The 19,169-nt window shown below is 66.9% G+C and carries 18 protein-coding genes and 1 pseudogene; 11 read left to right on the top strand and 8 right to left on the bottom strand.

Annotation, left to right across the window (positions count from 1 at the left end; genetic code table 11):
- The first annotated feature begins 39 nt into the window (after positions 1 to 39).
- Positions 40 to 804 carry a fumarylacetoacetate hydrolase family protein gene (locus QQK83_RS14425; protein ID WP_284265370.1) on the top strand — a complete coding sequence of 255 codons (765 nt, stop codon included), beginning with the start codon at positions 40 to 42 and terminating at the stop codon, positions 802 to 804.
- Positions 805 to 814: 10 nt separating this feature from the next.
- Here QQK83_RS14425 and QQK83_RS14420 read toward each other — a convergent pair whose 3' ends face one another.
- Both QQK83_RS14420 and QQK83_RS14415 read right to left on the bottom strand, forming a co-directional pair.
- On the bottom strand, positions 815 to 1,573 hold the full coding sequence (locus QQK83_RS14420; RefSeq protein ID WP_284265368.1) for an alpha/beta fold hydrolase: 759 nt from the start codon (positions 1,571 to 1,573) through the stop codon (positions 815 to 817).
- A gap of 140 nt (positions 1,574 to 1,713) precedes the next feature.
- On the bottom strand, positions 1,714 to 3,303 hold the full coding sequence (locus QQK83_RS14415; RefSeq protein ID WP_284265366.1) for an ABC transporter substrate-binding protein: 1,590 nt from the start codon (positions 3,301 to 3,303) through the stop codon (positions 1,714 to 1,716).
- A gap of 178 nt (positions 3,304 to 3,481) precedes the next feature.
- Here QQK83_RS14415 and QQK83_RS14410 point away from each other — a divergent pair, with 178 nt between their 5' ends.
- The 6 genes from QQK83_RS14410 (at position 3,482) to QQK83_RS14385 (ending at position 9,762) form a co-directional block, all read left to right on the top strand.
- A complete protein-coding gene (locus QQK83_RS14410) occupies positions 3,482 to 4,153 on the top strand; it encodes a Crp/Fnr family transcriptional regulator (RefSeq protein ID WP_284265363.1) in 672 nt (223 codons plus the stop codon).
- Positions 4,154 to 4,395: 242 nt separating this feature from the next.
- Complete coding sequence (locus QQK83_RS14405) at positions 4,396 to 4,830, top strand: YeeE/YedE family protein (protein ID WP_284265361.1); 435 nt, start codon at positions 4,396 to 4,398, stop codon at positions 4,828 to 4,830.
- 5 nt (positions 4,831 to 4,835) lie between these two features.
- Positions 4,836 to 5,270 (top strand): DUF6691 family protein, encoded by a 435-nt coding sequence (locus QQK83_RS14400; RefSeq protein WP_284265359.1) that lies wholly within the window; start codon positions 4,836 to 4,838, stop codon positions 5,268 to 5,270.
- A gap of 43 nt (positions 5,271 to 5,313) precedes the next feature.
- Positions 5,314 to 6,198 (top strand): MBL fold metallo-hydrolase, encoded by an 885-nt coding sequence (locus QQK83_RS14395; RefSeq protein WP_284265357.1) that lies wholly within the window; start codon positions 5,314 to 5,316, stop codon positions 6,196 to 6,198.
- An 83-nt stretch (positions 6,199 to 6,281) separates the two neighbouring features.
- Positions 6,282 to 7,955 carry a bifunctional protein tyrosine phosphatase family protein/NAD(P)/FAD-dependent oxidoreductase gene (locus tag QQK83_RS14390; RefSeq protein WP_284265355.1) on the top strand — a complete coding sequence of 558 codons (1,674 nt, stop codon included), beginning with the start codon at positions 6,282 to 6,284 and terminating at the stop codon, positions 7,953 to 7,955.
- A 58-nt stretch (positions 7,956 to 8,013) separates the two neighbouring features.
- On the top strand, positions 8,014 to 9,762 hold the full coding sequence (locus QQK83_RS14385) for a SulP family inorganic anion transporter (RefSeq protein WP_284265352.1): 1,749 nt from the start codon (positions 8,014 to 8,016) through the stop codon (positions 9,760 to 9,762).
- A 3-nt stretch (positions 9,763 to 9,765) separates the two neighbouring features.
- On the opposite strand, the gene ugpC is transcribed toward QQK83_RS14385, so the two are convergent.
- The 6 genes from ugpC to QQK83_RS14355 all read right to left on the bottom strand — a co-directional run bounded on the left by ugpC (position 9,766) and on the right by QQK83_RS14355 (position 15,333).
- Positions 9,766 to 10,830, bottom strand: a complete 1,065-nt coding sequence (ugpC, locus tag QQK83_RS14380) for a sn-glycerol-3-phosphate ABC transporter ATP-binding protein UgpC (RefSeq protein ID WP_284265351.1) — start codon at positions 10,828 to 10,830, stop codon at positions 9,766 to 9,768.
- A gap of 3 nt (positions 10,831 to 10,833) precedes the next feature.
- A complete protein-coding gene (gene ugpE / locus QQK83_RS14375; protein ID WP_284265349.1) occupies positions 10,834 to 11,682 on the bottom strand; it encodes a sn-glycerol-3-phosphate ABC transporter permease UgpE in 849 nt (282 codons plus the stop codon).
- Positions 11,682 to 12,566 (bottom strand): sn-glycerol-3-phosphate ABC transporter permease UgpA, encoded by an 885-nt coding sequence (ugpA, locus tag QQK83_RS14370; RefSeq protein WP_284265348.1) that lies wholly within the window; start codon positions 12,564 to 12,566, stop codon positions 11,682 to 11,684. The genes ugpE and ugpA overlap by 1 nt, the downstream gene beginning before the upstream one ends.
- Before the next feature lie 66 nt (positions 12,567 to 12,632).
- Complete coding sequence (gene ugpB, locus QQK83_RS14365) at positions 12,633 to 13,943, bottom strand: sn-glycerol-3-phosphate ABC transporter substrate-binding protein UgpB (RefSeq protein WP_284265347.1); 1,311 nt, start codon at positions 13,941 to 13,943, stop codon at positions 12,633 to 12,635.
- A gap of 196 nt (positions 13,944 to 14,139) precedes the next feature.
- A complete protein-coding gene (xth, locus tag QQK83_RS14360) occupies positions 14,140 to 14,922 on the bottom strand; it encodes an exodeoxyribonuclease III (protein WP_284265346.1) in 783 nt (260 codons plus the stop codon).
- A 72-nt stretch (positions 14,923 to 14,994) separates the two neighbouring features.
- Complete coding sequence (locus QQK83_RS14355; protein ID WP_284265344.1) at positions 14,995 to 15,333, bottom strand: HesB/IscA family protein; 339 nt, start codon at positions 15,331 to 15,333, stop codon at positions 14,995 to 14,997.
- Between the two features lie 89 nt (positions 15,334 to 15,422).
- On the opposite strand from QQK83_RS14355, the gene QQK83_RS14350 reads away from it, so the two are divergent.
- From QQK83_RS14350 to QQK83_RS14335, 4 genes and pseudogenes are all read left to right on the top strand, one after another.
- A complete protein-coding gene (locus QQK83_RS14350) occupies positions 15,423 to 16,592 on the top strand; it encodes a deoxyguanosinetriphosphate triphosphohydrolase (RefSeq protein WP_284265391.1) in 1,170 nt (389 codons plus the stop codon).
- Positions 16,589 to 16,915, top strand: coding sequence for a hypothetical protein (locus QQK83_RS14345; protein ID WP_284265342.1), 327 nt, complete (start codon positions 16,589 to 16,591; stop codon positions 16,913 to 16,915). The genes QQK83_RS14350 and QQK83_RS14345 overlap by 4 nt, the downstream gene beginning before the upstream one ends.
- A gap of 52 nt (positions 16,916 to 16,967) precedes the next feature.
- Positions 16,968 to 18,698 (top strand): arginine--tRNA ligase, encoded by a 1,731-nt coding sequence (gene argS / locus QQK83_RS14340; RefSeq protein ID WP_284265340.1) that lies wholly within the window; start codon positions 16,968 to 16,970, stop codon positions 18,696 to 18,698.
- Positions 18,699 to 18,788: 90 nt separating this feature from the next.
- Positions 18,789 to 19,169, top strand: a pseudogene (locus QQK83_RS14335) (SPOR domain-containing protein); the annotation flags it as partial.

The following is a 19,169-nucleotide window of genomic DNA, read 5'->3' as shown; positions in this document are numbered from 1 at the left end:
GCGAACATGGCTGCCGGAGCAGGAGCGGGAGAAACAGCGATGAAATGGGCACGCGGCAAGACCGGGGCGGGCGAGATCGTCACCGGCGTGATCGAGGGCGAGGCGCTGCACCCGCGCGCGGGTCTGGGTTCGGACGATGCGGCGGGCGAAGCGGTCGCGCTGGCCGAGCTGACGCTGCTGCCGCCCGTGGTTCCGGGCAAGTTCATCGGCCTTTGGAACAACTTCAAGGCCGCCGCCGAGAAGAACGGCAACGACCACCCCACGCATCCGCTGTGGTTCCTCAAGGCCGACACGTCGCTGGCCGGGCCGGGGGCCGAGGTCGCGCTGCCCGAAAGCGCGGGGCGCGTGGTCTTCGAGGGCGAGCTGGGCATCGTGATCGGCGCGACGTGCAAGGACGCGACCGAGGATGAGGCCGCCGCCGCCATCCTCGGCTACACTTGCGTGAACGACTTTACCTCGCTCACCGTCCTGACCGCCGACCCGAGTTTTCCGCAATGGACGCGCGCCAAAAGCTTCGACGGCTTCGGCGTGATCGGCCCCGTGATCGAGACCGATGTCGACTGGGCAACCCTGACCGTGACGGTCAATGTCGACGGGCGCGAGCGGCAAAGCTACCCGGCCGCCGACATGATCCTGAGCCCGCCCGAGGTCGTGCAGCTCCTGTCGCGGGACATGACGCTGAACCCCGGCGACGTGATCGCCTGCGGCACCTCGCTCGGCGCGCGGCCCGTGAAGGCGGGGCAGGTGGTCGAGGTGGTGATCGAGGGGATCGGCGCATTGCCCGTGACGATGGTGGCGGGCTGAAGCGGGGGGGTTACCGCTCGTCCGTCAGAACCCTCTCGCGCGCGCTGAAGATTGCGCCGAGCCATTCGCCCGACAGCGCGCGGTTGCCCGCGTGATCGCCGCCCGGCACGATCCGCAGATCGGCCATGCCGCCTGCCTCCTGCACGTGGCGCGCATAGCTTTCGGCAAGCGGCGCGGGCGTGACCGTGTCGGCCTCGCCGGTGATCAGCGTGATCCGTGCGGCGGTCGGGGCGGCCACGGCGGTGGCCGAGACCGAGCGCGTCAGCGTGCCCTCGGGCCAATCCGGATTCATCTCGCGCCACATGGCGAGGTCGCAGGGGCAGGCGACGAGGATCGCCTCGTCCACGGCGCCCTCGTCGAGCGACAGCGCCAGCGCAAGCTGGGCGGCCCCGCCCGAATGCCCCACCGCGATCAGCGGGGCATCGCCGCGCAGGCGGCGCAGGTTGGCGGCGATCAGGGCCGCGTTCTCCAGCGTATACTGGTCGCGCCGCCCGAAATTCTCGCCGGGGCTGCGGCGGCCCCAGGGGTCTTCATAGCCGGGGCGCAGCAACATGTGGATGGTGGCGTCGGGCAGGCGGCGGGCGATCTCGGCGCCGAAGGCGAAATTGGCCGAGACATCCCCGCCGCGCCCCTCGTCGCCATGGAACATGACGATGGTCACGGCCTCGCCCGTGCCGATCTGCAACCCGTCCAGCCGGTCCTCGGCGAGGGCGGGCGGGGCAAGGACCATGAGCGCCAGCAGGGCTGTCAGTCGCTTTCGTCTCGTCATCCCATCCTCACCTTGGGCTCCGATCAGGTCGGCGGCCACCCTACAAGGGTGCGGGCCGACGACAAGTGCGGGGCACCTGGCGCAGCAAAAAACCGCCCCGGCGCACCGGGACGGTTTCCTGTCGGTCCCGAAAGACGGGATCAGTTCAGTTCGAAATACTTGAACTTCACGCTGTCATCGGCGTCCACGTCGGTGCTCCAGGCATCGGCGATGCCCCAGTTGAGCACCTGGTTGTGGATCGGGATGTAGATCAGCTCTTCCTCGGCCATGGCGAACAGGTCCGCGATGGTCTGGTTGCGCGCCGCAAGGTCGGTGTTCGAGGTCAGCGACTGGATCATCGCGTCCATCTCGGGGTTAGAGTAGCGCGTGCCGTTCCACGAACCGCGGCCCTCGGTCTGGGTGTGGTAGAGGAAGTTGAAGATGTATTCCGCGTCATAGGTCGGAACGCCCCAGCCGAGCAGGTAGAAATCCGTCTCGAGGTTGGCGATCAGCGGGAAGTGCTGCGCACGCGGCAGCGCCGAGAGGTTCACGGTGATGCCGATCTGCGCCAGCATGCCGACCGCCGCCTGGCAGATCGCCTCATCGTTGACGTAGCGGTCGTTGGGGCAGTCGAGCTGGATCGAGAACCCGTCGGCATAGCCCGCCTCGGCCATCAGCGCGCGGGCGGCCGCCACGTCATAGGCCGGGTAGGCGTCCAGCTCGGGGGTCCAGCCGTTCACCGGCGGCGGCGAGATCACGCCCGCGGGGGCCGACTGGCCGCGCATCACGACCTGCTGGATGGCCTCGCGGTTGATGGCGATGTCCATCGCCAGCCGCACGCGCACATCGGCCAGCGGGTTGGCCCCCTCGACATTGTCGAGCGTCAGGTCGTCGTCGCCCACGTTCATGCCGAAGAAGATCACCCGGTTCTGCGCCGCGGTGGCCAGACCGATGCCGTCGGCATCCGACACGCGCTGAAGGTCCTGCACCGGCACGTCCTGGATGAAATCCACCTCGCCGGTCAGAAGCGCCGCGACGCGGGTCGCGGGGTTCTGGATCGGCGTGAAGACGATCTCGGTCACGTCCATCGGGAACGCGCCCGCGCCCCAGTAATCGGGGTTCTGCGTCATCACCGTGCGCACGTCGGCCTCGCGGCTCTGCAGCACGAAGGGGCCGGTGCCGTTGGTGTTGCGCGCGGCATAGGTGTCTTCGCCCGCGGCGTAATCCTGCACCGCTTCGGCGCCGTTCTCGGCGGCCCAGCCCGCGTCCATCATCATGATGTTGGTCAGGTTGTTGGGCAGCAGCGGGTTCGGCCCGTCGGTCACGATCTCGACGGTGTGCTCGCCGGTGGCGCGCACTTCGGTCACGCCGGTCAGAAGCTCCTTGAAGTTCGAGGTCTCGGTCCGCGCCCGGTCGAGCGAAAAGACCACGTCTTCGGCGGTGAAGGCCTGCCCGCCGTGGAAGGTGACGCCTTCACGCAACGTGAAGACCCAGACGTTCGGGTTCTCGGTCGACGGCTCCCAGGCGGTCGCCAGCGCCGGCTCCATCTCGCCGCGGTGGTTGCGCACGATCAGCGGCTCGTAGATCTGGTGCATGAGGGTCGTCGTCGGCCCCTCGTTCTGCGAATGCGGGTCGAGGGTCAGCGCCTCGGAGGCGCGCGCCCAACGCAGCGTTTCGGCCGAAAGGGCCGTGGCGCTCAGGGCGGTGGTCGCCAGAAGGGCCGCGCCGAAGGCGGCGATGCGGGTGGACATTGTGGTTACTCCCGGTCGGTTGTGATTGTTGACGCGAGTATGGAGACGATTGCGGCGCTGTCCACCCATGCCGCGACGCGATCTGCATCGGGGAGGGCGGAGTGCCGCGGGGGGATGCGATTGAAGGCGGCGCGGAATGCAGGCAGGATGATCTGACCGCCGCGAAGGACGCCTTGCCATGCCCGCCATTGCCGAACAGCACGACTGGATCGACCGGTTCGAGGGTCTGAGCCGTCTCGAGCCGCGCATCCGCGACGTGCTGACCGCGCGCAGCCAGGTGATCCGCGTGCCCGCCAACACGGTGATCTTCGGTCCGGGCAAATCGCCCGACAACATGCTGTTGCTGCTCGACGGCACGGTGCGGGTGCAGCAACTGGCCGAAAGTGGGCGCGAGGTGGTGCTGTATCGCGTCACCGCGGGCGAAAGCTGCGTGCTGACCACGGCCTGCATGCTCGCCTACGAGGATTACGCCGCCGAGGGCGTGGCCGAGACCGACATCACGGCCGCCGCGATCCCGCGGGCGGTGTTCGACGACCTGGTCTCGACCTCCAAGGAATTCCGTAACTTCGTCTTTCGCGCCTATTCGCGCCGCATCACGGACCTGTTCCACGTGATCGAGGACATCGCCTTTCGCCGGATGGACATCCGCCTTGCGCAGAAGATCATCGAGCGCGCCGATACCGGCGTGCTGAAAGCGACGCATGCGCAACTGGCCGCCGAGCTTGGCACCGCGCGCGAGGTGATCTCGCGCCAACTGGCCGAGTTCCAGCGCCGCGGCTGGATCGCGCAGGGTCGCGGCACGGTCGAGATTCTCGACTGCGACGGGCTGCGGAAGCTGGCCGAGACCTGAGCCGGGCAGGCGGCGCAAGTCAGCCGACCTGCCGGGCGAATTTTTTTCGCGAAAAAATCTGTTCATATACAATTGGTTGGCGGGTCTTTCCTGGCCGGGCCACCAAAGCTGCCGCCTTGTGTGACTAGGTCACTGATTGGCGGGGCGCGACTCGGTATCCATGCTCCAGCGAACAGGAAGGAGACAGTCCCAATGACTGCCATTATATTTGCATGCGCCACTCCCATCGCAGGAGGTCGGGCATGATCGAGACCGCGTTCACCCCTTGGCAATCGCTTGGCGGCGGTGTGCTGATCGGCCTTGCGGCCACGCTTCTGATGCTGGTCATCGGCCGCGTGATGGGCGCGACCGGCATCCTGGCCGGGATCTTCGCGCCGGCCTCGCTGCATGACGCAAGCTGGCGCATCGCGGTGCTGCTGGGCATGGTGACCGGCCCCGCCGTCTACTGGCTGGCCACGGGCGGCATGCCCGAGATCACCGTTCCCGCCTCGACGCCCATGCTGCTTCTGGGCGGCGTCATCGTCGGCGTCGGCGTGACCTACGGCTCGGGCTGCACGTCGGGCCACGGCGTCTGCGGCATGGCGCGGCTGTCGCCGCGGTCCATCGCGGCCACGCTGACCTTCATGGCAACCACCGCGGCGACCGTCTATGTCGTCCGCCACGTGATCGGAGGGTAATCCCCATGCACCTGATCCTCGTATACCTCGTCGGCGTGATCTTCGGCACCGGCATCGTCGTGTCGGGCATGGCGAACCCCGCCAAGGTCATCAACTTCTTCGACGTCGCGGGCAGCTGGGACCCCAGCCTTGCCTTCGTGATGGGCGGTGCGCTCGTGACCACGGCCATCGGCTACCGCCTCGTCTTCGGCCGTGCGCGGCCCCTGTTCGAGGGCAAGTTCAACGTGCCGACCGCGCGCAATCTCGATGCGCGGCTGCTTGGCGGCTCGGCGGTCTTCGGCATCGGCTGGGGCATCGCGGGCTTCTGCCCCGGTGGCGCCCTTCCGGCACTGGGCACCGGCCGCTGGGAGGTCTTCGCCTTCACCGCAGCCATGCTCGTGGGCATCTTCGGTGCCCGTGCCCTGCAAAACCTGTCGCGGCCCAAACCCGCCGCCGCATGATCCATACGGATCCACCCAAGATTCACCCCGAGGAGAGACGACCATGACCGACAATTCCGTCAACATGAACATCCGCCCCGAGGTCGAACCCTTCTTCGACCCCGCCACCAACACGATTTCCTATGTCGTGAAGGACCCCAACTCCAACAGCTGCGCCATCGTCGACAGCGTGATGGACATCGACTATGCCGCCGGTCGCATCAGCTACGAGAGCGCCGACGCCATCATCGCCTATGTCCAGGAGAAGGGCCTCAAGGTCGAGTGGCTGATCGAGACCCATGTCCACGCCGACCACCTGTCGGGCGCGCCCTACATCCAGCAAAAGCTGGGCGGCAAGATCGGCATCGGCAAGAACATCACCGTGGTGCAGGACACCTTCGGCAAGGTCTTCAACGAAGGCACCGAGTTCCAGCGCGACGGCTCGCAGTTCGACGCCCTGTTCGAGGACGGCGACACCTACGAGATCGGCGGCCTGCGCGCCTTTGCGATCTACACGCCGGGCCACACGCCCGCCTGCATGACGCATGTCATGGGTGACGCGGCCTTCGTCGGGGACACGCTGTTCATGCCCGATGGCGGCTCGGCACGCGCCGACTTCCCCGGCGGGGATGCGGGCACGCTTTACGACAGCATCCAGAAGGTGCTGGCCCTGCCCGACGACATGCGGCTCTTCATGTGCCACGACTACGGACCCAATGGCCGCGACATCCAGTGGGAGACCACCGTCGCGGACGAGAAGGCGCACAACATCCACGTGGGGGCCGGCAAGACGAAGGAAGAATTCGTCAAGTTCCGCACCGAGCGTGACGCCCAGCTCGACATGCCCAAGCTGATCATCCCCTCGCTGCAGGTGAACATGCGCGCGGGCGCGGTGCCGACCGACAAGGACGGCCGCCCGATGCTCAAGGTGCCGGTCAACGCGCTCTGAGCTTTCAGACCAGCGGCGGGGGAAGGCTTGCCCCCCGCCGCATCCCCCAGGGGAGCGAGTATTCAGGAGGAGGAGGCGCCGCCATGGACGCCCGGACGATCAATTCTGGCCTGTCGGTCAGCCCCCAGATCACCGCAGAGGACGTGAAGACCGCCAAGGATCACGGCTTTCGCGCGATCATCTGCAACCGCCCCGACGGCGAGGGGATGGACCAGCCCAATTTCGAAGAGATCGAGACGGCGGCCAAGGCCCTCGGCCTCGAGGCGCGGTATCTGCCCATCGTGGCGGGCAAGGTGCAGGACGAGGACGCCGAAGCCTTCGGCAAGCTGCTCGAAGAGCTGCCCGGCCCGGTTCTCGCCTATTGCCGCACCGGCACGCGGTCCGCGACGCTGTGGTCGCTGGCGGTCGCCAAGACAAGGCCGGTGGCCGACATCCTCGCCGCGACGCAGGCCGCGGGCTATGACATGGGCGGCGTCGTGCGCCGCATCGCCAATGGCGGCAAGACGCCCACCGACCGCGCCGATGCGCAGTTCGACGTGGTGATCGTCGGTGGCGGGGCCGCGGGCATCGCGGTGGCCGCCTCGCTCAAGGCGCGCAAGCCCAATCTCGAGATGGCGATCATCGACCCCGCCGATATCCACTACTACCAGCCCGGCTGGACCATGGTCGGCAGCGGCATCTTCGAGGCACCCAAGACCGCCAAGACGATGGGAAGCCTGATCCCCGCGGGGGTCCACTGGATCAAGTCCGCCGTCGCCGCCTTCGAGCCCAAGGACAACGCCGTCATCCTCGACGGCTGCCGCGTGGTGAAATACCGCCGGTTGATCGTGGCACCGGGCCTAAAGCTCGACTGGAACCGGGTCGAGGGGCTGGTGGACACGCTGGGCCAGAACGGTGTGACCTCGAACTACCGCTACGACCTCGCGCCCTACACCTGGGAGCTGGTGAAAGGCATGAAGAGCGGCCGCGCCGTCTTCACCCAGCCGCCGATGCCGATCAAATGCGCCGGCGCGCCGCAAAAGGCGCTGTATCTCTCGGGCGACCACTGGCACCGCGAGGGTGTGCTCGACCGGATCGACATCCAGTTCATGAACGCGGGCGGCGTGCTCTTCGGCGTCAAGGATTACGTCCCCGCGCTGCAATCCTACATGAACCGCTACAAGGCCGATCTGAACTTCTTCCACAATCTCAAGGCCGTGGACGGCCCGGCGAAAAAGGCGTGGTTCGAGGTCAAGGAACCCGAGACGGAGGCCCGCACCGTCGAGGTCGACTTCGACATGCTCCATGTCGTGCCGCCGCAGGTTGCGCCCGATTTCATCCGCGTGTCGCCGCTGGCCGATGCCGCGGGCTGGGTCGACGTGGACCAGGCGACGCTGCGCCACAAGACCCACGAGAACATCTGGTCGCTCGGCGACGTGATGAACGCGCCCAACGCCAAGACGGCGGCGGCGGCGCGGATGCAGGCCCCCATCGTGGCCGAGAACGTGGCCGACGACATCGAGGGCCGCTCGCCCACGGCGATCTACAACGGCTACGGCTCCTGTCCGCTGACCGTGGAGAAGGGCAAGATCGTGCTGGCGGAATTCGGCTACGGCGGCACGCTTCTGCCCAGCTTCCCGCGCTGGCTGATCGACGGCACCAAGCCGACCCGCGCGGCCTGGTTCCTCAAGGAAACCGTGCTGCCGCCCTTCTACTGGAAGGCGATGCTGCGCGGAAAGGAATGGATGGTGAAACCCGAGAAGGTCACCGCCCGCTGAGACGCTTCCGGGCGGCCCGGCCCCTCGGGCCGCCCCACCACATGAAAGACCGACCGGCATGAAGACCGACCTCACCGCCCTTGCGAAACGCTATGTCCCCGCGCTGGACTGGGGGCGCAGCTACAACCGCGACACGTTCCAGAACGACATGATCGCGGCGGTGATCGTCACGATCATGCTGATCCCGCAGTCGCTGGCCTATGCGCTGCTGGCCGGGCTGCCGCCCGAGGCGGGGCTTTACGCCTCGATCCTGCCGATCATCCTTTATGCCATCTTCGGTACCTCGCGCGCGCTGGCCGTGGGCCCCGTCGCCGTGGTCTCGCTGATGACGGCGGCCGCCGTGGGGCAGGTCGCCGAGCAGGGGACGGCGGGCTACGCCATCGCCGCGCTGACGCTGGCGGTCATCTCGGGCGGTATCCTCTTGGCGATGGGCCTGCTGAAGCTGGGCTTTCTCGCCAATTTCCTGAGCCACCCGGTCATCGCGGGCTTCATCACCGCGTCGGGCATCCTGATCGCGGCGAGCCAGTTCAAGCACATCCTCGGCATCGACGCCCACGGCCACACGCTGCCGCAGGTGCTCTATACGCTCAACGAGAACATGAACGACGCCAACCCGATCACCATCGCCATCGGCGTGGGGGCGACGCTGTTCCTGTTCTGGGTGCGCAAGGGGCTGAAGCCCCTGCTCATCAAGAGCGGCGTGAAGCCCAAGCTTGCCGATGTCGCGCAAAAGGCGGGTCCGGTCGCCGCGGTCGTGGTCACAACGCTGGCCGTCTTCGCCTTCGGCCTTGCCGATCGCGGTGTCGCCATCGTGGGCGAGGTGCCGCAATCGCTGCCGCCGCTGACCATGCCGAGCTTCTCGCCCGAGCTCATCGGCGCGCTTTTCATCCCGGCGCTGCTGATCTCGGTCATCGGCTTCGTCGAGTCGATCTCGGTTGCCCAGACGCTCGCCGCCAAGAAACGCCAGCGCATCGACCCGGATCAGGAGCTGATTGGCCTCGGCGCCGCCAACCTCGGCGCGGGCTTCACCGGGGGCTACCCGGTGACGGGCGGCTTCGCGCGCTCGGTCGTCAACTTCGACGCGGGCGCCGAGACGCCGGCGGCGGGCGCCTTCACCGCCGTGGGCCTTGCCATCGCGGCGCTGGCGCTGACGCCGCTGGTGTTCTTCCTGCCCAAGGCGACGCTGGCGGCCACGATCATCGTCGCGGTCCTGTCCCTTGTGGATTTCTCGATCCTCAAGACCAGCTGGGGCTATTCCAAGGCCGATTTCGCCGCCGTCACGGCCACGATCCTGCTGACCCTTGGCCTTGGCGTGGAGACCGGCGTTTCGGCGGGCGTGATCCTGTCGATCCTGCTGCATCTCTACAAGACCTCGAAGCCGCACGTGGCCGAGGTCGGCCTTGTCCCCGGCACGCAGCATTTCCGCAACATCCACCGCCACGCGGTCGACACCGACCCCGCCGTGCTGACGATCCGCATCGACGAGAGCCTGTATTTCCCGAACGCCCGCTTCCTCGAGGATTACGTTCTGGACCGGATCAGCGACGACAAGGAGATCCGGCACGTTGTCCTGATGTGCTCGGCGGTGAACGTGATCGACTTCTCCGCGCTCGAGGCGCTCGAGGCGCTCAACCTGCGGCTCAAGGACAACGACATCGCGCTGCACATGTCCGAGGTGAAGGGCCCGGTGATGGACCGGTTGGAGAAATCGCATTTCCTCCATGACCTGACGGGCCGGGTGTTCCTGTCGCAATTCGACGCCTGGGTCGCCCTCACCGCGGACAGGACGCCGAAGGCGGCGGAGTAGGGGTCACTCCACCACGCTCAGGCTGGGCTGTGGGGCCGCTGCACTCATGCTGCGGCCCTCGGCGTCGAAAAAGGTCACCGCATCCGCATCGGCCCCGATGTGGATGCGCCCGCCTTCCTTCAACAGGCTGCCGCGCCCGTCGCGCAGGATCAGGCGGTCGCCGCCGAGGCGCAGGTGGATCAGCGTCTCGGCCCCCAAGGCCTCGACCAGCATCACCTCGGCCTCGGGCCCCTCGCGCGAGATGCGCAGCGCCTCGGGGCGCACGCCCACCGCGCCCGCACCTGCGCGCGCACCGCCCGCAAGCCCCGCCACGGCCTGTCCGGCGGGCGAGGCGATCTCGTAGACATTCATCGGCGGCGCGCCGATGAATTCGGCCACGAAGCGGCTGGCGGGGCGTTCATAGAGGTCCATCGGCGTGCCGATCTGCTCGATCCTGCCCTCGGACATGATGACGATGCGGTCGGCCAGGCTCATCGCCTCGACCTGGTCATGGGTGACGAAGACGAAGGTCGCCCCCAGCCGCATGTGCAGGTCCTTCAACTCGGCGCGCAGCTGCGTGCGCAGCTTGGCGTCGAGGTTCGAGAGCGGTTCGTCAAAGAGGAAGACCGCCGGTTCGCGCACGATGGCGCGGCCCATGGCGACGCGCTGGCGCTGCCCGCCCGACAGCTGCCGGGGCTTGCGGTCGAGATACTGGGTGATCTGCAGCGTCTCGGCGGCGGCCGCGATGCGCTTGTCGATCTCGGGCCGGGGCATCCCCTGGTTGCGCAGCCCGTATTCCATGTTCCGGCGCACCGACATGTGCGGGTAAAGCGCGTAGTTCTGGAACACCATGGCGATGTCGCGCTCGCCCGGCTCAAGCTTGTTCACCACGCGGCCCGCGATCTCGATCTCGCCCTCGGTGATGCTTTCCAGCCCAGCGATCATCCGCAGGATCGTGGACTTGCCGCAGCCCGAGGGGCCGACCAGCACGATGAACTCGCCGTCCGCGATCTCGACAGTCGCCCCTGCAACGGCGCTGACGCCGCCCGGATAGGTCTTGCCCACGTTTCTGAGGTTCAACTCGGCCATGTCTTACTTCTCGCTTTCCACGAGGCCCTTCACGAAGAGCCTTTGCATCGCCAGCACCACGAGGACGGGGGGCAGCATGGCAAGGATCGCCGTGCCCATCGTCAGGTGCCAGATCGGCAGGCCCTCGCCCACGTTCACCATGCGCTGAATGCCCATGACGATGGTATAGAGGTCCTGGTCGGTGGTGATCAGGAACGGCCAAAGATACTGGTTCCAGCCGTAGATGAAGAGGATGATGAAGAGCGCCGCGATATTGGTCTTCGACAGCGGCAAGAGGATGTCCCAGAAGAACCGGATCGGCCCGGCGCGGTCGATCCGCGCGGCCTCGACCAGCTCGTCGGGGATGGTCAGGAAGAACTGCCGGAACAGGAAGGTCGCGGTCGCCGACGCGATCAGCGGGATGATCAGGCCCGAGTAGCTGTTGAGCATCCCGAGCGAGGCGACCACGTCATAGGTCGGCAGGATCCGCACCTCGACCGGCAGCATCAGGGTGATGAAGATCAGCCAGAAGAAGAGCATCCGGAACGGGAAGCGGAAATAGACGATGGCATAGGCAGACAGGAGCGAAATGGCGATCTTCCCGAAGGTGATGCCAAGCGCCATCAGCAGGCTGTTCATCAGCATGGTCGAAAGCGCCACGCCCCCCACGGCGGGCGAACCCTCGGTCAGGAGCTGGGTGTAGTTGGCCACGCCCTGGTCGCCGAACCACATCGGGATCGGCGATTGCGCCAGCGCCTCGCCGGGGTGGGTCGAGGCGACAAGCGCCATCCAGACCGGAAAGCCCAGGAAAACGATGCCGAGGATCAGCACCACATGCGTCAGGATCTGCGAGATCGGGCGGTTCTCGACCATCAGTATTGCACCTTCCGTTCGATGAAGCGGAACTGGATGAAGGTCATGGCGATGACCAGTGCCATCAGCACCACGGATTGCGCGGCGCTCGACCCATAATCCTGACCGACGAAGCCCGTGGAATAGACCTTGTAGACGAGGATCGAGGTGGCATCCGCGGGCCCCCCGCTTGTCGTCGCGTGGATGATGGCGAAGGTGTCGAAAAAGGCATAGACAAGGTTCACCACCAGCAGGAAGAAGGTGGTCGGCGACAGCAGCGGGAAGACGATGGTCCAGAACCGCCGCGTGGGGCTGGCCCCGTCGATCGCCGCGGCCTCGATCAGGGATTTCGGGATCGACTGGAGACCCGCGAGGAAGAACAGGAAGTTGTAGGAAATCTGCTTCCATGCCGCCGCGATGATCACCATCAGAAGCGCCTGGTTGCCGTTCACGTAATGGTTCCAGTCATAACCCCAGATCGCCTCGAGCCAGTAGGCGACGATGCCGAGCGAGGGGTTCATCATGAAGAACCACAACACGCCCGCCAGTGCGGGGGCGACGGCGTAGGGCCAGATCAGGAAGGTGCGATAGGTCGTGGCCGAGCGGATGACGCGGTTGGCGGCCACCGCCAGCGCCAGCGCCATGGACATCGACAGCACGGTGACCGACAGCCCGAAGACCAGCGTCGTCCAGAAGCTGCGCAGATAGCCTGCGTCGTTGAAAAGACGGGTGAAATTCTCGAACCCGACGAAGGTGCGGGAAAAGCCGAAGGCGTCCTCGATGTAGAACGAGGTTTCGAGCGCCTGGTAGGCGGGCCAGATGAAGAAGACCAGCGTGACCACGATCTGCGGCGCCACCAGCAGGTAGGGCAGCCAGCGGTTCTGGAAGACGACACGTTTCTGCATTTGGGCCTGCCTGAAAGGAAACGGTCGGGCAGGGGGCGCGCCCCCACCCGACCGCAGGGTGTTGGATCAGTTCGCGGCTTCGAAGCGGCGCAGCAGATCGTTGCCACGCTCGACGGCGGCGTTCATCGCCTCTTCCGCGGTCTTGGTGCCCGACCAGACGGCCTCCAGCTCTTCGTTGATCACGTCACGGATCTGCACGAAGTTGCCAAAGCGCAGGCCCGCGCTGTTGGCGGTCGGCTGGTTCAGCGTCAGCTGGGTGATCGCCACGTCGGTGCCCGGGTTCTCGGCGAAGAAGCCGCGCTCTTCCATCAGCTCGGCCGCGGCCAGCGTGATCGGAACATAACCCGTCGACTGCGCCCAGTCGGCCTGCCGCTCGGCATCCGAGAGGAAGTTCAGGAACTGCGCCGTGCAGGCGTATTCCGCATCCTCATGGCCGCGCAGGGCCCAAAGCGTCGCGCCGCCGATGATCGAGTTCTGCGGCTCGGCCCGGACGTTCGTGTCGATGGGCATCGGCACCTGGGTGAACTCGAAGTCCTGGATGTCGGCCACGAAGCCGCCGAAATACGCCGAGGAGTTGATCCACATCGCCGCTTCGCCGTTCACGAACTGCGGACGCGAGTCGCCGCGGCGGCCGCCATAGGTGTAAAGGCCCTCTTCGGCCATGTCGGCCAGGCGCTGGATGTGGGCCACGACGGCGGGGTTGTTGATCGTCAGCTCGGTGTCGGTGCCGCCGAAGCCGTTCGAATTGGTGCCGATCTGGATGTCATGCCATGCCGAGAAGTTCTCGATCATGGTCCAGCTCTGCCAGCCCTGCCCGAAGGGCGAGGCGACGCCGGCCGCCTTGAGGGCGCGGGCCGCTTCGATGACGCCGTCCCAGGTCGTCGGAACCTCGAGGCCGTTCTCCTCGAACAGCGTCAGGTTGACCCACATCACCGGGGTGGAGGAGTTGAAGGGCAGCGACAGCAGGTTGCCCTCGGTGTCGGAGTAGTAGGAGATCACGCCGGGCAGGTAATCCGCCTCGTCAAAGGCGATGCCCTGGTCGGCCATCAGCTGGTGAACCGGGTAGACGGCGCCGTTGTCGGCCGCCGACATCATCGTCGCGGTGCCCACCTCGAAGACCTGGACGATCTGCGGCTGCTCGCCCGCGCGGAAGGCGGCGATCGCGGCGGTCATCGTCTCGGTGTAGTTGCCCTGGTAGACCGAATTGACGACGCACTGGTCCTGCGAGGCGTTGAACTCGGTGGCGAAGGCATCGGTCTGCTCGCCCAGCTGGCCACCCATGGCGTGCCAGAACTCGATCTCGGTCTGGGCCGCGGCGGCGGTGCTCAGGGCAAGGACGCTGACGGCGCTGGCCGTTGCGATATGACGCATGTTCATCGGGGTATCTCCTCCAGCCGGCCGGGCCGGCATGTCTGTTCAGGAAACGAAGAAGGGCCCTCGCGGCCCCCCTGCGCGTGGCGCTTAACGCGCTTCTGTGACGGTCATGTTACGCGTCACGCGACGTCAGGCAAGCCGTTTCGAGTGCAAGGGATATCGCGGCGCGCGGGGCATATGCCCGGCGTGGTGCGCGGGGTCAGGCGGCAAGCTCGATCCAGACCGGCACGTGGTCCGAGGGCTTCTCGCGCCCGCGCACGGCCTTCTCGATGCCCGCATCCTGCATCAGGTCCGCGGCCTGCGGGCTGAGAAGCAGGTGGTCGATGCGGATGCCGTTGTTCCGGTCCCAGGCCCCGGCCTGGTAATCCCAGAAGGAATAGAGCCCCGCGACCTGCGTCCGCGCGCGGATCGCCTCGGTATAGCCAAGGTTCAGGATGCGCCGGAACGCCGCCCGGCTTTGCGGCAGGGCCAGCGCGTCCTCGCGCCATGCTTCGGGTTTCGCGGCATCCTCGTCCTGCGGGATCACGTTGTAATCGCCCGCCAGCACCACCGGCATCTCGCCCGCCAGCAGGTCGCGGGCATGGGCTTCCATCCGGGCCATCCAGGCGAGCTTGTAGTCGTATTTCGGCCCCGGCACGGGGTTGCCGTTGGGCAGGTAAAGGCCACAGACCCGCACCGCCGCGGCATCGCCGATCACGGTCGCCTCGATCCAGCGCGCCTGTTCGTCGCTCTCGTCGCCGGGCAACCCGCGGCTGATGTCCTCGAGCGGCAGCCGCGACAGGATCGCCACCCCGTTGAAGCCCTTCTGCCCATGGGTCTCGACCCGGTAGCCCATGTCCTCGAAATGCTCTCGGGGAAAGCCCTCGTCGACCGACTTGATCTCCTGCAGCAGGGCGACGTCGGGCTGGAATTCCCCCAGCCAGTCGCTCAACGCCTCGATCCGCGCCTTGATGCCGTTGATGTTGAAGGTTGCGATCTTCATGGCCTGTCCCCCGTGTTGCCGCGGTTGTCACATGGGCCGGGGCAGGGGGGCAAGATCACATCGAGACGGCCCCTACATCGAGAAAGACGTGCCGCAGCCGCAGGAGGACGACGCGTTGGGGTTCTCGATTGTGAACCGCGCGCCGATCAGTTCCTCGGTGAAGTCGATCACCGCGTCGGCGAGGAAGGGCAGAGAGACGCTGTCGACCACCACCTTTTGCCCGTCCTGTTCCAGCACGAGGTCATCGGCGGCAGGATCGTCGAGCTTGATGTCATACTGAAATCCCGAACAGCCGCCCCCCTCGACCGCGACGCGCAGCGCCTTGGCCTCGCCCGAGGCCTCGTTGATTTCGGCCAGCCGCGCGAAGGCGCGGGGGGTGACCTTGGGCGGGACGGTCAGGGTCAGGGTCATCTCATGCGCTCCTTCGGGCGGTGTCGCATTTTTCACAGTCAGCATATATGAACCGCATCGAGGCGGACAAGAACCCGGAGCGATGGCCGATGCGTGCCCCCTATGCCTGTGACCCGACCCGGACCCGCGGCCGCCGCGTTCCGGAGGAGGAAAGCACCTTTCGCTCGCCTTTCCAGCGCGACCGCGACCGGATCATCCATGCCTCTGCGTTTCGCCGCCTCAAGCACAAGACGCAGGTCTTCGTGGAGCATGAGGGCGATTATTTCCGCACCCGCCTGACGCATAGCATCGAGGTGGCACAGGTCGCCCGCACCATGGCCCGCGCGCTCGGCCTCGACGAGGAACTGACGGAAGCCGTGGCGCTGGCCCATGACCTTGGCCACCCGCCCTTCGGCCACACCGGCGAGGATGCGCTGCAGGCGCTGATGGCGCCCCACGGCGGCTTCGACCACAACGCGCAGGCCATTCGCATCGTCACCCATCTCGAACGCCACTATGCCGAGTTCGACGGGCTGAACCTCAGCTGGGAAACGCTCGAGGGGATCGCCAAGCACAACGGCCCCGTGCCCGAGCCGACCCCATGGGCGCTCGCCGCCTATTGCGACGCCCATGACCTCGAGCTGCACACCCACGCCAGCGCCGAGGCGCAGGTCGCGGCGATCGCCGATGACGTCGCTTACAACCACCACGACCTGCATGACGGGCTGCGGGCCGAGCTGTTCTCGACCGACGAGCTGGCCGAGCTGCCCATTCTGGATGCCTGTTTCGCCGAGGTCGACGCGCTCTATCCCGGCCTGAACTACTACCGCCGCCGCCACGAGGCGCTGCGCCGCTTCTTCGGCGTGCTGGTCGAGGACGTGATCGGCTACGCCCGCGCCGAGCTGGCCGCGCTCGACCCGCAGAGCGCCGGGGATATCCGCGCGGCGGGCCGCCCGATCATCCGCTTCAGCGACCCGATCTTCGCCGATCTCAAGGTGATCCGCGATTTCCTCTTTCACCGCATGTATCGCGCCCCCTCGGTCGTCGAGATGCGCGTCGAGGTCACCCGCGTGGTGCGCGAGCTGTTCCCGCATTTCATGGCCCATCCCGAGGAGCTGCCGAAACAGTGGCGCAAGGATGTCGAGGAGATCGCGGGCGACGAGACGCAGCTGGCCCGGATCGTCTGCGACTATATCTCGGGCATGACGGACCGCTTCGCCTTGCAGACCCATGGCCGCGTGTTCGGCGGCACCCCGATCAGGAAAGGTATCTTCGCATGATCCGCCTTGCTTTCGTCCTTGCCCTCCTGCCCGGCCTCGCCGCGGCGCAATCCTTCGACGGCGTCTACCAGTCCGGCGGCTGCACCGCCGGCGTGTCGGACAGCCGCCTGAGCATCGAGGGCAGCAGCATCCGCTTCTGGGAAAGCAGCTGCCAGTTGAAGAACCCCGTCGCGGTGCGCGACATGAACGGGGCGACGCTGTTCGACGTCACCTGTTCCGGCGAGGGCGAGACATGGTCCTACCGCGCGTTGCTGATGCAGGGCCGCGAGGGGCTGATCATGGTGCGCGACGGTTACGCCTTTACCTACCCGCGCTGCGATTGACCTCTGACGCCGCCGTGGTAGGAGGCAGGGGTCCGATCCTTCAGGTGCCCCCATGACGCTTTTCGCCGACATCCACGCCGCCACGCTCAAAGCCCTCGATACCCTCGTCGCCGAGGGCGCGCTGCCCTCCGGGCTCGACATGGGCAATGTCGCGGTCGAGCCGCCGCGCGATGCGGCCCATGGCGACATGGCGACCAATGCCGCCATGGTGCTGGCCAAGCCCGCGGGCCTGAAGCCGCGCGACATCGCCACCGCGCTGGCCGCCAAGCTCGCCGATGATCCCCGGATCGCCTCGGCCGAGGTGGCGGGGCCGGGGTTCCTGAACCTGCGGCTGACGGCGTCCGCATGGCAGGGGCAGGTCGCCGCGATCCTCGAGGCCGCCGAGGCCTATGGCCGCTCCGACATGGGGCAGGGGCGGCGCGTGAACGTCGAATATGTCTCGGCCAACCCGACCGGCCCGTTGCATGTCGGCCACACGCGGGGCGCGGTCTTCGGCGATGCGCTGGCCAGCCTGCTGGCCTTCACCGGCCATGACGTGACGCGGGAATACTACATCAACGACGGCGGCGCGCAGGTCGATGTGCTGGCGCGGTCGGTCTACCTCCGCTACCTCGAGGCGCATGGCCAGACCGTCGCCTTCGAGGATGGCACCTATCCCGGCGACTACCTGATCGAGGTGGGCGAGGCGCTCGCCGCCGAGGTGGGCAAGGCTTACGTGGGCCAGCCCGAAGAGACATGGCTGGCCGAGGTGCGCGATTTCGCCACCGACCGGATGATGGCGCTGATCCGCGAGGACCTGAAGGCGCTGGGCGTCGAGATGGATGTCTTCTACTCCGAGAAATCGCTCTACGGCACCGGCCGGATCGAGGCCGCTCTCGACGATCTCCGCGGCAAGGGCCTGATCTACGAGGGCGTTCTGGAACCGCCCAAGGGCAAGACCCCCGAGGATTGGGAGCCGCGCGAGCAGACGCTCTTCAAGTCGACCGATTTCGGCGATGACGTGGACCGCCCGGTGATGAAATCGGACGGCGGCTGGACCTATTTCGCCCCCGACATCGCCTATCATTTCGACAAGGTTTCCCGTGGCTTCGACGAGCTGATCGACGTCTTCGGCGCCGATCACGGCGGCTACGTGAAGCGGATGAAGGCCGCCGTCGCGGCACTGTCGGACAGCCGGGTGCCGCTCGACATCAAGCTGACGCAGCTGGTCAAGCTCAAGCGCGGCGACGAAGAGCTGAAGATGTCGAAGCGCGCGGGCACCTTCGTCACGCTGCGCGATGTCGTGGACATGGTCGGCGCGGATGTGACGCGCTTCGTGATGCTCACGCGCAAGAACGACGCGCCCTTGGATTTCGACGTGGACAAGGTCCGCGAGCAGTCCAAGGACAACCCCGTCTTCTACGTGCAATACGCCCATGCGCGGATCTGTTCGGTGATGCGCAAGGCCGCCGAGGTCGATGTGTTTCCAGGCGGGGCGGATGACCTTGCCGTGTTGTCGGACCCGGCCGAGCTGGCGCTAATCGCCAAGCTGGCCGAATGGCCGCGCCTTGTCGAAAGCGCCGCCCAAAGCCATGAGCCGCACCGGGTGGCCTTTTACCTCTACGACCTCGCGTCCGAGTTCCACGCGCTCTGGAACAAGGGCAACGCCGAGCCGTCGCTGCGCTTCCTGCAGGAGGACGATCCGGCGGCCAGCCGCGGAAAATTGGCCCTGATCCGGGCCGTTTCGATTGTCATTTCCAACGGTCTTGGTATCTTGGGGGTAACTCCGGTCGACAAGATGTGAGGCGCAAGACCTCCCGCCGACCGGGCGACGCAGGCAAGAGGCCCGCGCGGTGTTCCGCGACCGGGCCCCTTCAGTCAGGCACGGCAGGTTATGGCAGACTTCGAGTATTTCGACGATCAGCGCGTCCATGGCGCGCATCATGACAGGGGCGACGCGCCGTCGCGCGTGGGCAGCGTGATGAACTGGGCCGGGGCGATCGTGTCGCTCGGCCTCGTGGTGGGCATGGGTGTCTGGGCGTTTCAGCTGACCATGCGCGATGTCTCGGGCGTGCCCGTGATCCGCGCGCTCGAGGGGCCGATGCGCGTGCCGCCCGCCGATCCCGGCGGCACGCAGGCCGCCCACCAGGGCCTTGCCGTCAACCGCATCGCCGAGGGGGCCGAGGCCGCGCCGGCCCCTGACCGCGTCGTCCTCGCGCCCCCGCCGGTCGAACTCGAGGCGGTGGCGCTCAGCTTGGCCTCGGCATCGGCCTCG

The organism is Roseicyclus amphidinii (genome assembly GCF_030163755.1).
Taxonomy (GTDB): domain Bacteria; phylum Pseudomonadota; class Alphaproteobacteria; order Rhodobacterales; family Rhodobacteraceae; genus Roseicyclus; species Roseicyclus amphidinii.
This window is presented reverse-complemented; position numbering and strand designations above follow the sequence as displayed.

Coding starts and splice junctions, on each gene's coding strand:
- QQK83_RS14350 (WP_284265391.1), top strand. CDS start 15,423: ATGCGTGCCCCCTATGCCTGTGACCCGACCCGGACCCGCGGCCGCCGC.
- QQK83_RS14400 (WP_284265359.1), top strand. CDS start 4,836: ATGCACCTGATCCTCGTATACCTCGTCGGCGTGATCTTCGGCACCGGC.
- QQK83_RS14405 (WP_284265361.1), top strand. CDS start 4,396: ATGATCGAGACCGCGTTCACCCCTTGGCAATCGCTTGGCGGCGGTGTG.
- ugpB (WP_284265347.1), bottom strand. CDS start 13,943: ATGAACATGCGTCATATCGCAACGGCCAGCGCCGTCAGCGTCCTTGCC.
- ugpC (WP_284265351.1), bottom strand. CDS start 10,830: ATGGCCGAGTTGAACCTCAGAAACGTGGGCAAGACCTATCCGGGCGGC.
- ugpA (WP_284265348.1), bottom strand. CDS start 12,566: ATGCAGAAACGTGTCGTCTTCCAGAACCGCTGGCTGCCCTACCTGCTG.
- ugpE (WP_284265349.1), bottom strand. CDS start 11,682: ATGGTCGAGAACCGCCCGATCTCGCAGATCCTGACGCATGTGGTGCTG.
- QQK83_RS14395 (WP_284265357.1), top strand. CDS start 5,314: ATGACCGACAATTCCGTCAACATGAACATCCGCCCCGAGGTCGAACCC.
- QQK83_RS14390 (WP_284265355.1), top strand. CDS start 6,282: ATGGACGCCCGGACGATCAATTCTGGCCTGTCGGTCAGCCCCCAGATC.
- QQK83_RS14425 (WP_284265370.1), top strand. CDS start 40: ATGAAATGGGCACGCGGCAAGACCGGGGCGGGCGAGATCGTCACCGGC.
- xth (WP_284265346.1), bottom strand. CDS start 14,922: ATGAAGATCGCAACCTTCAACATCAACGGCATCAAGGCGCGGATCGAG.
- QQK83_RS14415 (WP_284265366.1), bottom strand. CDS start 3,303: ATGTCCACCCGCATCGCCGCCTTCGGCGCGGCCCTTCTGGCGACCACC.
- argS (WP_284265340.1), top strand. CDS start 16,968: ATGACGCTTTTCGCCGACATCCACGCCGCCACGCTCAAAGCCCTCGAT.
- QQK83_RS14385 (WP_284265352.1), top strand. CDS start 8,014: ATGAAGACCGACCTCACCGCCCTTGCGAAACGCTATGTCCCCGCGCTG.
- QQK83_RS14355 (WP_284265344.1), bottom strand. CDS start 15,333: ATGACCCTGACCCTGACCGTCCCGCCCAAGGTCACCCCCCGCGCCTTC.
- QQK83_RS14420 (WP_284265368.1), bottom strand. CDS start 1,573: ATGACGAGACGAAAGCGACTGACAGCCCTGCTGGCGCTCATGGTCCTT.
- QQK83_RS14410 (WP_284265363.1), top strand. CDS start 3,482: ATGCCCGCCATTGCCGAACAGCACGACTGGATCGACCGGTTCGAGGGT.
- QQK83_RS14345 (WP_284265342.1), top strand. CDS start 16,589: ATGATCCGCCTTGCTTTCGTCCTTGCCCTCCTGCCCGGCCTCGCCGCG.